Genomic DNA, 13,252 nt, shown 5'->3' on the forward strand with positions numbered 1-13,252 from the left:
CTCCTGCGGCATGGCATTCCACCGGTGCGCGGCCCTCTCCCGCACCATTCCCCTGTCCCGAACCGCTTCAGATGCCCTGCCCTGCGGCCCCCGTCCATGCAAACCTTTCTGATCCAGCAGCTTGAACGCTACACCGAACGCCTGCGCGAACTGGACTTCCTGCTCTCGCGCGAGGACATCATGGCCGACATGCAGCAGTACCGCCTGATCGCACGGGAGCACGCCGAAGTCACCCAGATCGCCGGACGCTACGAACGCCACCAGCAACGCAGCCGCGATCTGCAAGTGGCCCATGAGCTGCTGGACGAACCCGGTTGCGATGCGGAAACCACGCTAATGGCCGAGGAAGAAATCGCCGATGCCCGCGAGGAGCTGGACAAGCTGGAAGCCGAAATCCAGCGGCTGCTGTTGCCCAAAGACCCCGACGATGCCCGCAACGCCTTTCTGGAAATCCGTGCCGGCACGGGCGGCGACGAATCCGCGCTGTTTGCCGCCGACCTGTTGCGCATGTACACCCGCCATGCCGACAGCATGGGCTGGCGCGTGGAAATCATCAGCGCGACCGACAGCGAACTCGGCGGCTACAAGGAAGTGGTGATTCGCCTCGAAGGTGATGGCGTGTATGGCCGTCTGCGCTTCGAATCCGGCGGCCACCGCGTGCAGCGCGTGCCCGTCACCGAAACCCAGGGGCGCGTTCACACCAGTGCCTGCACGGTCGCCGTGCTGCCGGAACCCGACGAAACCCAGGCCGTGCAGATCAACCCCGCCGAACTGCGCATCGACACCTACCGTGCCAGCGGTGCGGGCGGCCAGCACATCAACAAGACCGATTCGGCCGTGCGCGTCACCCACCTGCCCACCGGCATCGTGGCCGAATGCCAGGACGACCGCAGCCAGCACCGCAACAAGGCCAAGGCCCTGCAAGTGCTGCTGGCACGCCTGCAAGAGAAAGAACGCAGCGAAAAAGCCACCAAGGATGCCGCCCTGCGCAAAGGGCTGATCGGCAGTGGCGACCGCTCCGACCGCATCCGCACCTACAACTTCCCGCAAGGGCGGCTCACCGACCACCGCATCAACCTCACGCTCTACAAACTCAGCACCATCATGGAAGGCGATCTGGGCGATGTGCTGAATGCGCTGGTCAGTGCCCGCGAAGCCGAACTACTGGCCGAGCTGGCCCCGGATGCCCTGCCATGACCCATTCACTCCCCCAGCCCCTCAACGTGGCACAGGCATTGCAACACGCCCGGCAGGCCGGACTGGAGCGGCTGGATGCGCAGATTCTGCTGCTGCACACCCTGGGCCAGAACCCCCATGACCGTGCATGGCTGATCTCGCACGACCGGGACAACCTGTCTGGTGAACAGCAACGGCATTTCGCCAGCCTGTGCCAACGCCGCCTGCAACAGGAGCCGGTGGCCTACCTGACCGGGCACAAGGCCTTCTACGGCCTGCACCTGCACATCAGCTCCGACGTACTCGACCCGCGCTCCGACACCGAAACCCTGGTGGACTGGGCCTTGCAATGCGTACAGGCCCTGCACCAGCCCCGCATTCTTGATCTGGGAACCGGCAGCGGAGCCATCGCGCTGGCCCTCCAGCAACAACGCCCCGATGCCACGGTAGTAGCCGTGGATGCCAGCGCGGCCGCCCTGTGCGTGGCACAGGCCAATGGGCAACGCCTGAACCTGCCGGTGCAATGGCTGCACGGCCACTGGTTTGCCCCGCTGCTCCAGCAGGCAGTGCCCGCATTCGATCTCATCGTGAGCAACCCGCCCTATCTGGCCGACACCGACGAGCACCTGCCCGCCCTGCTGCACGAACCCCGTACCGCCCTGGTCAGCGAAGGCCCCCAGCGCGACGGCCTGGACGATCTGCGCCACATCATCCACCACGCCCGCCCGCACCTGCGCCCTGGCGGCTGGCTGCTGCTGGAGCACGGCTGGCAACAGCACGATGCCGTGCGCACACTGTTGCAAACGGCGGACTTTGCGGCACTTGAGCATCGCCACGACCTGGCCGGACACATTCGCTGCACCGGCGGATGCCGATAGAATAGGCCGTCTTCCGTGCGGGGCGCAGGTATCGCAGTATTTCTTGCCACGCTCCATGCGCCGCCTTCACCATCCATTCGTCCGCCCCACCATGTCCCTGTTCAACTCCAAACGCCACACCCTTCACGCCTTGCTGGCCGTCACGCTGGGTGGCATGTGCCTGCCTGCCGTACAGGCCCAGAGCCGTGCTGCCGCGCCCCAAGTCAAGCTGCACACCAGCCAGGGCGACATCGTGCTGGAGCTGAACCCCGAGAAAGCCCCGCAAACCGTCGCCAACTTCCTGCAATACGTCGATGACAAGCACTACGATGGCACGGTGTTTCACCGCGTCATCGGCAACTTCATGATTCAGGGTGGCGGCTTCGATGCCAATCTCGTGCAGAAGAAAACCCGCCCGGCCATTCCACTGGAAGCCTTCAATGGCCTGAAAAATGAACGCGGCACCATTGCGATGGCCCGCACCGGTGCGCCCCACTCGGCCACCTCGCAATTCTTCATCAACGTCGAAAACAACACCAGCCTGAACGCCCGCTCGCCCCGCGACGGCTATGCGGTATTCGGCAAGGTCGTGCAAGGCATGGACGTGGTCGATGCCATCCGCAAGGTTCCCACTGGCCGACGCGGCCCGCACAGCGACGTTCCAGTGGAAGCCGTCACCATTCTCTCGGCCAGCCGCGTGCAGCCCTGAGTCCCATCTTTTTTACTTCACCCAAGGAAAAACCTTATGAGCAACCCCCAAGTCGAACTGCACATCGATGGCCACGGCACCATCACGCTGGAACTGGACGCTGAAAAAGCCCCGAAATCCACCGAGAATTTCCTGAACTACGTGAACAGCGGCCACTACGACGGCACCATTTTCCACCGCATCATCGATGGCTTCATGATTCAAGGCGGCGGCTTCATCCCCGGCCTCGACCAGAAGCCGCCCACCCAGGCCCCCATCGAAAACGAAGCCAACAACGGCCTGAAAAACAACGCCTACACGATTGCAATGGCCCGCACCAGCGACCCGCACTCGGCCTCGGCGCAGTTCTTCATCAACGTCAAGAACAACGACTTCCTGAACCACACCGCCCCCACCTCCCAGGGCTGGGGCTATGCCGTCTTTGGCAAGGTCGTTTCGGGTCAGGACGTGGTCGATGCCATCCGCAAGGTTCCCACTGGCCGTCGTGGCTACCACGACGATGTGCCCAAGACCGACGTGCTCATCAGCAAGGCCGTAGCCATCTGAAGCCCTGCCCCATGCCCGCCCTGCCGGACGAACACCTGCACTTCGGCGAAATCGCCACCCCGTTCGATGCCGATACGGTGGTCGATTTCGTCTCCGACCTGCACTTGCAGGCCGACGATCCGGCCACCTTGCTGCGCTGGGAGCACTATTTGCAGACCACCCCGGCACAGGCTCTGTTCCTGCTGGGCGACCTGTTCAAGGTCTGGATTGGGGACGATGCGATGGGCGAGCACGGCAGTTTTGAATCGCGTGCCTGTGCCAGCCTGCGCGAGGCGGCTTCGCGCAGGGCCTGCTACTTCATGCACGGCAACCGGGATTTTCTGGTGGGCGAGGGATTTTCCCGTGCCACCGGCATTGCCCTGTTGCACGACCCCACTGCCATCACACTGGGTGAACAACGCGTGTTGCTCACCCACGGCGATATTCTGTGCATTGACGACGTGGACTACCAGCAATTCCGCCAGCTCAGCCGCAGTGCCGCCTGGCAACAAGGCTTTCTGGCGCAACCGCTGGCCGCACGGCGCGCCTTTGGCCGCAAGGCACGCCAGCACAGCGAATCGCGCAAATCCGATGCCGCACAGGTGGTCGTCGATCTGGATCACCCCGCCAGCAAGGCATGGCTGCACCACACCCGCTGCACCACGCTGCTGCACGGCCACACCCATAAACCCGGCACGCACGATCTGGGCGACGGCCAGCAACGGCTGGTGCTGAGCGACTGGGACATGCAGGCCAGCCCCCCACGCGCCGAAATTCTGCGTTGGCAGCAGGGCGATCTTCGCCGCATCGATTGGACAGACGCAAAAACACCAGCCTGATGCAGATTTTCTGCATCAGGCTGGTGTTTTCTTCAGACCAGACTCAAGCGGAGGGGACGGTGTCCGTATCCGGTGTATTGCGCGGCTGCTGGGGTTTGTTGCCCTGACCGCTTGCACCGCCGGAAGCCTTCTTGCGCTGGGGCGCGAGCATCATGATCATCTGACGGCCTTCCAGCTTGGGGAATTGCTCCACCACGATGGAATCGGCCAAGTCATCGCGCAGGCGGCTGAGCAAGTCCAGACCCAGGTTCTGGTGGGTGATTTCACGCCCTCTGAAGCGCAGCGTGACCTTCACCTTGTCGCCCTCTTCAAGGAAGCGGCGGATGTTGCGCAGCTTGATGTTGTAGTCGCCATCATCCGTACCGGGACGGAATTTCACTTCCTTGATGTCGATCACGGTCTGCTTGGCCTTGGCCTCGGCAGCGCGTTTCTGTTCCTGGTACTTGAACTTTCCGTAATCAATCAGTCGTGCGACTGGCGGAGTGGCATGGGGTGCAATTTCCACCAGATCGACATCCAGATCCCCTGCCATGCGCAGGGCCTCGTTCAGGCTGATGATGCCGATGGGTTCATTTTCTGGGCCGGTCACGCGCAACTCTGGCACGTTGATTTCACGGTTCAGGCGGTGTTTGCGTTCTTCCCGGTGACGGCGGTCACGATATTCCGTAGCGATGGTTCTCACCTTCAATGGTTGGTCTATGAACAATACCGGTGCGTGGCAGGCCATTCAGGCGGCCTGCCACTGCCCCGGCGTATGGGTTGCGGGCACGGTCAGAGTCTGTCGGCAATATGCTGCGCCAGAAGCTGGGCAAACTGCTCGACGGGCATCACTCCCAGATCCTGATTGCCCCGCGCACGCACTGCAACGGTTCCCGCAGCTTTCTCCTTGTCTCCTGCAACCAGAATGAAGGGGATTTTCTGCAATGCGTTCTCGCGTATTTTATAAGTGATCTTTTCGTTGCGCAGATCGAGTTTGGGCCGCAATGGCTGATGGGGCAGGAGTTTCTGGATTTTTGCGGCAATTTCACGACAGTAATCGGCCTGTGCGTCGGTGATGTTGAGCACCACGAACTGTTCCGGGTTCAGCCAGACCGGCAGTGCTCCCGCGTAATGTTCGATCAGGATGCCGATGAAACGTTCCAGACTGCCGACAATGGCGCGGTGCAGCATGATGGGCCGGTGGCGCGCGCCATCCTCGCCGACGTATTCCGCATCCAGCCGTTCGGGCATGGAAGGATCGACCTGAATCGTGCCGCACTGCCACTCGCGCCCCAGCGCGTCGCGCAGCGTGTACTCCAGCTTGGGGCCGTAGAACGCACCGTCGCCTTCGGAAATACGGTATTCGACACCCGCAGCCTTCAGGCTATCGATCAGCGCGGCTTCGGCCTTGTCCCAGCTTTCCTCGGAACCAATGCGCTTTTCCGGGCGGGTGGCGACCTTGTAGATGATGTCGGTAAAGCCGAAGTCCTGATAAACGCTCTGCAACAGCGCGGTGAAGTGGGCGCATTCCTGCTGAATCTGGTCTTCGGTGCAGAAAATATGGCCATCATCCTGCGTGAAGGCCCGCACCCGCATGATGCCGTGCAGACCGCCCGATGGCTCGTTGCGGTGGCACTGACCAAATTCGCCATAGCGCAGCGGCAGGTCGCGGTAGCTCTTGATGCCCTGATTGAAGATCAGCAGGTGGCCGGGACAGTTCATGGGCTTGAGGGCGTAGTCGCGTTTCTCGCTCTCGGTGGTGAACATGTTCTCGCGGTACTTGTCCCAGTGGCCGGTTTTTTCCCACAGTCCCTTGTCCAGAATCTGCGGCCCCTTGACCTCCTGGTAGCCGTTTTCGCGGTACACATTGCGCATGTACTGTTCCACCTGCTGCCAGATGATCCAGCCCTTGGGATGCCAGAACACCGTGCCGGGCGAATGCTCGTCCTGGTGGAACAGGTCCAGCTCGCGCCCGAGGCGACGGTGGTCGCGCTTTTCCGCTTCCTCGATGCGCTTGATGTAGGCATCGAGTTGCTTCTTGTCCGCCCAGGCAGTGCCGTAGATGCGCTGCAACTGCTCGTTCTTCGCATCGCCGCGCCAGTAGGCTCCGGCCAACTTGGTGAGCTTGAAGGATTTCAGAAAGCGCGTATTGGGCACATGCGGGCCACGGCACATGTCCACGTATTCCTCGTGGAAGTACAGGCCCATCTGCGTTTCGTTCGGCATGTCCTCGATCAGGCGCAGCTTGTAGTCCTCGCCACGCTCCTGGAACAGGCGAATCACCTCGTCACGCGGGGTCATGCGCTTGATGACATCGTAGTCCTTGGCGATCAACTCCTTCATGCGTGCCTCAATCGCCTGCAAGTCATCCGGCGTGAAAGGCCGCTCGTAGGCAATGTCGTAGTAGAAGCCTTCATCGATCACCGGGCCGATCACCATGCGGGCGGTGGGATAGAGCTGCTTGACGGCATGCCCGACCAAGTGCGCACAGGAGTGGCGGATGATTTCCACGCCCTCGTCATCCCGGGGGGTGATGATTTGCAGGCGGGCATCGTGGTCAATGGTCTCGCAGGCATCCACCAGACGGCCATCGACCTTGCCGGCCACCGTGTTCTTGGCCAGTCCCGCGCCAATCGCGCCGGCCACCTCGGCCACGGAAACAGGATGCTCGAATTGACGCTGGGAACCGTCGGGAAGGGTAATGTGAATCATGCTGTGTGTGGAAAAAAATAAAAACGCGGCCAGAGGGGCCGCGCATCAAATTCTGGAAATGGCTCTCAAAGCCAGGCGCGCGGCCACACATCCATCTGCCTGTCAGAGGCAGCGGTACTGGAGGTGGTAGTCGTTCGCGGTGTCATAACCCATGTGCTGGAAAGCCAGAAAAAAATAAACCAGCGGGCATTTTCCCACAAAATGAACGCGGCGGCACATATCACGCCTGCCCTGCCCACACCGGAGGTGGCCGCCCGGCAAAGTCATCTTTTCCACTGGACGCCAGCCAGTGGAGCTTGTATAAAGCGGCACTGTTTCGAACCACCGTGCCGCACGCCATGCCCCATTCTGCCCCTTCCTCCTCCCACAACTACCCGGTCACCCACATTGGCGAAACTGCCAGCCTGGGGCAGGTAGAGCCACCGGCACTGCCACTGGATGAGCTGGTTCCACGGGAACTGGCAGGCAAGCGCATCGTGCTGGGGCTGAGCGGCGGCATCGCCTGCTACAAATCGGCCGAACTGTGTCGGCTGCTCGTCAAGGCCGGGGCCAGCGTCCATGTGGTCATGACCGAGGCAGCCACCCAGTTCATCAGCACCATCACCATGCAGGCCCTGTCGGGCAACCCCGTGTATCTTTCGCAATGGGATGCGCGCGATGCCAACAACATGCCCCATATCAACCTGGGGCGCGACACCGATGCCATCCTGATCGCTCCTTGCAGTGCCGACTTTCTGGCCCAGTTGGTACAGGGCCGGGCCGACGAGCTGCTGAGCCTGATGTGCCTGGCACGCCCGATTGGTCGCACCCCGTTGCTGATCGCCCCCGCCATGAACCGTGAAATGTGGGCGCATCCCGCCACCCAGCGCAATCTGCAACAGGCAGAAAACGATGGCGCACACATCCTGGGCGTGGGTCAGGGCGAGCAGGCATGTGGCGAAACGGGCGACGGGCGGATGCTGGAGCCAGATGAAATCCTGCATGACCTCATCTCTTTCTTCACCCCGAATGTACTGGCAGGCCACCACATGCTGGTGACCGCTGGCCCAACCTTCGAAGCCATCGACCCGGTGCGTGGCATCACAAACCGCTCCAGCGGCAAGATGGGCTTTGCGATTGCGAGGGCCGCACAGGAGGCCGGAGCCAAGGTCACGCTCATCAGCGGCCCGGTGGCCCTGGAAACCCCGCGCAATGTGCAGCGCATCAATGTGCAATCCGCCCAGCAAATGCTCGATGCCGCCCAGGAGCACATCACCAGTGCCAATATCCTGGTGGCCACCGCAGCGGTGGCCGACTGGCGACCCGCCACCACAGCCACCGAAAAAATCAAGAAGAATCCGCAAGAAGCAGTGCCAGCCCTGCACTTCGTTGAAAACCCGGATATTCTGGCCACACTGGCCCAGTCACCCCGTGCCCAGAGCGGACAACTCTACTGCGTCGGCTTTGCGGCCGAAAGCCAGAATCTGGTGGAATTTGCCACCGCCAAGCGTGTGCGCAAAGGCGTGCCGCTGCTGGTGGGCAACATCGGCCCAAGCACCTTCGGTCAGGATGACAACGTACTGGTACTGTTCGACGAACACGGCCACCACACCCTGCCGCGCGCCAGCAAGCGCACCCTCGCCAAACAGCTCATCCGGGAAATCGCTCAGCGGCTTTGAGCAGCTCACGACATACCAGCGTGAAGCGGCATCGTCGCTCCGCTCACCAAGGCGTAACGCCTGCGCAACCAGACTGAGCGTACCGAGGGCACAGCACATGCTGGTGCCAGCAAAAAATATCCAGCGTGGTGCATCCAAAGCTCTCAAGCCATAGGATCGCAGCGGCCATCCCAAGAGATTCACAGACTATTTTTTGCTCTTTGTAACAAAAAAGAGGGGAACTCCTCTATCACCATCCCTGCGGTATATACGATACGAAATTTTCCCTAGATCAATATCGCATTACAATTGCCACCAAAAGTTGCTTTTAAGCAACATTTTGGCACCATCACAGTGCGCGGCCTCCCCTTTGAGGGGATAACAATCTTCATAAAATGTAGCAGTACGCAACACTGGACCACATGCACCGTGGCCCAAGCATTAAACTGTCACACCATTACCACTACGTCTTTCGCGCGGGAGAAACATTCCATGAATTTCACAAAACTGATTGCTGGCATTCTGGTAGTGCTGGCCTTGGCCCTGGGTTTGCTGGCCTGGCAAATTGGCAGCCGCCCTGAACCTGCTTCAGTTGCCTCTACCGACCCCAGTCTCTCGGTACAAGTTCCCGCTACGGAGCAAAATCCCGCCGAAGCGTTGCACGACATGGTGATTCTGACCCAGTCTGTTCCGGCAGGCCACAAACTCACGATGGCAGATCTCAAGGTCATTCAGGTTGCCACTCCCGTGCCCGGCAGTTTCGACAATCTGGAAGACGTACTGGGCAAGGTCACGGTACAGCCCATGTACGCTGACAGTCCGATTTTCGAGCCCAACCTGCTGCAAGGCCTGTCGCTGCAACTGGAGCAAGGCGAGCGGGCCGTCTCGATTGCCGTCAATGAAACCATGGCCGCAGGCCACCGCGTGCGCCCTGGTGACTTTGTGGACGTATTCTTCACACTCAACGGCCAAGACGAACAAACCCCGGTGGACACCCAGACCCGCCTGCTGATGGCACGCACCCGGGTGCTGGCCTACGGCGGTGCCAGTGTCGAAACACCTCCACCCACCGAAGCCCAGCTGCGTGAAGAGCAAGCCCAAAACGCATCGGGCAGCGGTCGCAACAATAACGCCGCCGACACCAACCACTTGCGCCCGGAGAATGCCCGCACCGCCGTGCTGGCCGTGCCACTGGAAGAGGTGCACCGCCTGACCCTGGCCGAAAAATATGGCCAACTGACCCTGGCCCTGCGTCACCCGGATGATCTGGGCATCCCCGACGAGTCCCTGTTTGCCAATCTGCCCCCCGCCTTGCGTCCTGCATCGGGCCGCCTGGCTCCTGGACAGCAACTCGAGAGCATCGACCGCGCCTATGCAGGCCTGCGCTTCAATGATCTGGCACGCGGAGCCGATCCACAGAACCGCAAGAGCACGCCTCCTCCCTCGGCCCTGAATCCCAGCTTGCTGGCGCAGCAGGCCCCTGTCGCTGCCAGCCCTGCGGCAGCAGCCGAAGCCACACAACCCAAGCGTCCACGCCAACACGAGGTGGAGCTTTACACCGGCAGCACCGTACAAACGGTGCGGTACTGAGCCAGGCGGCATACGCCTTGCAAGTTCCCAGTCGTTTTGATGTTTCGCCAAGCATTTGCCTTCGCCCCGGTAACCTTCAACACTACGCGCCAATGTCCACCAATACCCCTCCCTCCCAGCTCTCCCTCCTGTCTCAGGCTGCACACACGCCTTGGCGTACCATGCTGGCAAGCACCCTGCTGTGCGCCATGACCACCGCCGTCGGCACGGCACATGCAGAAGAAAACGACACTGCCAGCTACGATGCCACCGGTGCCAATACCGCCATCGGAGAACTGCTGCAAATGACGGTAGGCACGCAGCAGCGCATCAATCCAGGCTACGGCGTGAGCCGCATTGCCATTGCCAATCCTGCCGTGCTGGATGTCAAGGTATTGCGCCAGGACCCCGGCAGCAGCTCTGACCTCGCCGAGCTGCTGCTGACGCCGCAGGCGGCTGGAACCACCACCTTGCTGGTCTGGCCCCGCCAGTCCGGCACGCCACAGACCTGGACCGTGCAAGTGAAGGGACAGCGACTGGAGCTGGATCGCCAACTCAAGTCCCTGCCAGAACATGCCCAGGCAGTGGAGAACCTGCGCCTGGGCGCAGCAGCCGAAACACCGCTTCAGGATCGTTCGCAAATCGCCGTCAAGAGCAATACGGTGCAGGTGGATGTGCAGGTGGTGGAGTTCAGGAAATCCGCCATGAAGCGCGCTGGCATCAATATTTTCAGCCAAGGGGCCAATGACCACGGCTTCAACTTTGGGCTGTACAACCCGGCCACTGGAACCGGTCAGACCCCCTTTGCCGAAGCCATGAATCTGGTCATGGGCTTTGGCAAAGCGTTCAGCGGTGCCGGACTCGACGTGCGCCTGAGCGTGCTGGAAGGCAATGGACTGGCCCGGGTGCTGGCCAAACCCACCCTGCTGGCCCATTCCGGCCAGACTGCCAGTTTCCTCGCCGGTGGAGAGTTGCCGATTCCCATCTCCAACCGAGATGGCAACATCACCATCGAATACAAGGAATTCGGTATCAGCCTGCAACTGACTCCCACGATCCTGTCCAATGAACGCATTGCCCTGAAAGTCGCTCCGGAAGCCAGCGATCTGGACTACAGCAACTCCGTGTCGGTAGGTGGGGTATCGGTTCCTGCCATCACCACCCGCCGCGCCGACACCATGGTGGAACTGGCCGATGGCGAGAGCTTCGTCATTGGGGGTCTGGTCAGCCGCAACACCGCATCGAATGTAAACAAGGTGCCTTTGCTGGGCGACCTTCCCATCATTGGCTCCTTCTTCAAGAACCTGAGCTACACCCAGGATGAAACCGAACTGGCCATCGTCGTCACGCCACGTCTGGTTCAGCCCCTGCCAGCCAACACCGATCTGGATCGCCTGCTGCCCGGTGCCAGTTCGGAGCGGCCCAACGCTTCCCAGGTCTGGGAACCGTTCTTTGCCGGTGGCCTCAAGCCCGATGCAGCCCTGCCAGGATTCTCGTACTGATGATGAATGCCATTGAGACTGTATGAGCAAGCCCACCTTTCCACCCAGGTCCACCCCTGACGCGGCTTCCGCCGCGGGCTCTGCCACGCCTGCCGACACAGCGGCGACATCGCCTGCGGCTGTGCGGGTGACACTGGATGCCATGTTGGCCGCCCTGCCAGCCACACGTCAGACTGCCACAGAGCAACCGCCGCCCGCTGGCACCGCCAGTCCTCTGCACACAAGTACAGGCGGGGTGGAAAACAATGGGTTCGGTACATCCTCTCTGTCCCAGCATGCCGATACTGGCGCAGACGCAGAGAGCCAGCGACTGCTGGCCCTGCACCGCCCGCTGGAAATACTGCAAGCCCAGCCCGCACGCCCCACGCCAGCGGCCGTGGAACTGGATGTCGATCTGTTGTTCGTTCACAGCGGCAACAGCAATGCACTGGCACAAACCTGGGTGCGCCGGGTATTCGACGGCACACGCCTGCACACCGCACAGCTACAGGCCAACGTGGCAGAGCAGATTCTGCTGCTGCGTCCCCAGATTGTGCTGATTCACTTCGAGCAACCATTGCTCAGCCTTTCCAGCCAGGTTGTCGAGCAGTTGCGGATATCGCATCCCCATATGCCCCTTGTGGCAGTGGGCCACCAAAAAGACCCGCAAGCCACCCTGACCGCTCTGCGCGCAGGGGTACAGGATTTCCTGGATATGGATGCCTCGGCACAGGCAGCACAGGAAACCATTCGCAATCTGCTCCAACGTCAGCCCAAAATGGTGCAGTTGGCCGAAGCATCCTGCCCCATGACTGCCATCCTGTCGGCCCGGGCAGGCATCGGCACATCGCTGCTCGCCTCCCATCTGGCCTGGTATCTGCAAACCCAGTTGCACCAGCAGTCTCCCGAGCAGATTGCCCACGAGCAGTCTGCCATGCGCCACGGGCCTGAACTCGACGCACACGGCGGCACGCCGATGCCCATCGGCGACACTGCCGAAGAATCCCTGCACACCCTGCTGCTGGATCTGGGAACGCCCAATGGCGACACGGCCATGTACCTGAATGCCCAGGGCGGTCTCAACTTTGCCGATGCCGTGCGCAACCTGCGTCGGTTCGATCGCAAGATGGCCAGTTCGGGCCTGGGACAGGCGGCCAGCGGCCTGCGCATGCTGACACTGGCCAACAATGCCAGCGTGGACGGGGCAGTCTCTGCCATGGCCCAGGCCCCCACCCCATCGCAAGCCGATGCCGACATGCTGCTCATGCGTCTGCGGCAGTACTTCCGCCACGTCATTGCCGATCTTGGCCCCGCCCTGCCCAACAGCATCGCCATGCGTGCGGCCCTGCGGGCCAATGAAATCTGGCTGATGTGCGACCAGAGCGTGCTGGGTGTGGTCTCCACCGCCGAATTGCTGCGCCAGTTGGAGCGGCAGAAGGTGGACCGCAGCCGCATACACCTCATCATCACCCAGCACGACAGCCGCCTGGAACTCGATGCACAGCACATAGCCCAGCAATTGCAATTGCCGCTCATTGCCATCATTGCAGAGCGTCGGCTGCAACTGATGCAGGCCGTAAACCAAGGGCAATTGCTGCCCCCCAAGGCCCGCAGCGAGCCCTATGTGCAGGCGGTGGAAAAGCTCACCACCACCTTGATGAACGCCTACCACAGCGACTCCCCCCTGAAAAACAGCACCAGTGCCAGTGCGCACAGCGGCACAGGGCTGTTGAACAAACTCATTCACCGCATCAGGAGCTGATGTCCC

11 protein-coding genes are annotated in these 13,252 nt (G+C 61.5%); 9 read left to right on the top strand and 2 right to left on the bottom strand.

Going from position 1 to position 13,252, the window contains the following annotated elements:
* The first annotated feature begins 96 nt into the window (after nt 1–96).
* The 5 genes from prfA to BUE21_RS03165 all read left to right on the top strand — a co-directional run bounded on the left by prfA (nt 97) and on the right by BUE21_RS03165 (nt 4,106).
* A complete protein-coding gene (prfA, locus tag BUE21_RS03145) occupies nt 97–1,197 on the top strand; it encodes a peptide chain release factor 1 (protein WP_073354589.1) in 1,101 nt (366 codons plus the stop codon).
* Complete coding sequence (gene prmC / locus BUE21_RS03150; protein WP_073354591.1) at nt 1,194–2,054, top strand: peptide chain release factor N(5)-glutamine methyltransferase; 861 nt, start codon at nt 1,194–1,196, stop codon at nt 2,052–2,054. Before prfA ends, prmC begins: the two co-directional genes overlap by 4 nt.
* Nucleotides 2,055–2,145: 91 nt before the next feature.
* Nucleotides 2,146–2,742: a peptidylprolyl isomerase gene (locus BUE21_RS03155; RefSeq protein WP_073354593.1), complete on the top strand. Its 597-nt coding sequence runs from the start codon at nt 2,146–2,148 to the stop codon at nt 2,740–2,742.
* A 36-nt stretch (nt 2,743–2,778) separates the two neighbouring features.
* On the top strand, nt 2,779–3,288 hold the full coding sequence (locus tag BUE21_RS03160) for a peptidylprolyl isomerase (RefSeq protein WP_073354595.1): 510 nt from the start codon (nt 2,779–2,781) through the stop codon (nt 3,286–3,288).
* 11 nt (nt 3,289–3,299) lie between these two features.
* Nucleotides 3,300–4,106, top strand: a complete 807-nt coding sequence (locus tag BUE21_RS03165; RefSeq protein ID WP_073354597.1) for a UDP-2,3-diacylglucosamine diphosphatase — start codon at nt 3,300–3,302, stop codon at nt 4,104–4,106.
* 43 nt (nt 4,107–4,149) lie between these two features.
* On the opposite strand, the gene infC is transcribed toward BUE21_RS03165, so the two are convergent.
* Together infC and thrS are read right to left on the bottom strand one after the other, a co-directional pair.
* Entirely contained in the window at nt 4,150–4,788 is a 639-nt protein-coding gene (gene infC, locus BUE21_RS03170; RefSeq protein WP_073354690.1) for a translation initiation factor IF-3, read from the bottom strand.
* Nucleotides 4,789–4,877: 89 nt separating this feature from the next.
* Nucleotides 4,878–6,797 carry a threonine--tRNA ligase gene (gene thrS, locus BUE21_RS03175; RefSeq protein ID WP_073354599.1) on the bottom strand — a complete coding sequence of 640 codons (1,920 nt, stop codon included), beginning with the start codon at nt 6,795–6,797 and terminating at the stop codon, nt 4,878–4,880.
* 338 nt (nt 6,798–7,135) lie between these two features.
* Between thrS and coaBC the strand changes: the two genes are divergently transcribed.
* From coaBC to BUE21_RS03195, 4 genes are all read left to right on the top strand, one after another.
* Complete coding sequence (coaBC, locus tag BUE21_RS03180; RefSeq protein ID WP_084522768.1) at nt 7,136–8,455, top strand: bifunctional phosphopantothenoylcysteine decarboxylase/phosphopantothenate--cysteine ligase CoaBC; 1,320 nt, start codon at nt 7,136–7,138, stop codon at nt 8,453–8,455.
* 471 nt (nt 8,456–8,926) lie between these two features.
* Nucleotides 8,927–10,024: a Flp pilus assembly protein CpaB gene (gene cpaB / locus BUE21_RS03185; protein ID WP_073354601.1), complete on the top strand. Its 1,098-nt coding sequence runs from the start codon at nt 8,927–8,929 to the stop codon at nt 10,022–10,024.
* 92 nt (nt 10,025–10,116) lie between these two features.
* A complete protein-coding gene (locus BUE21_RS03190) occupies nt 10,117–11,505 on the top strand; it encodes a type II and III secretion system protein family protein (RefSeq protein ID WP_073354603.1) in 1,389 nt (462 codons plus the stop codon).
* A gap of 22 nt (nt 11,506–11,527) precedes the next feature.
* The gene (locus BUE21_RS03195) at nt 11,528–13,246 is read left to right on the top strand and encodes a CpaE/TadZ family protein (RefSeq protein ID WP_073354605.1); all 1,719 of its coding nucleotides are present in this window, start codon (nt 11,528–11,530) and stop codon (nt 13,244–13,246) included.
* Nucleotides 13,247–13,252: the final 6 nt, after the last annotated feature.

Origin of the sequence: Lampropedia hyalina DSM 16112, from assembly GCF_900129055.1 — a bacterium.
GTDB lineage: Bacteria > Pseudomonadota > Gammaproteobacteria > Burkholderiales > Burkholderiaceae_C > Lampropedia > Lampropedia hyalina.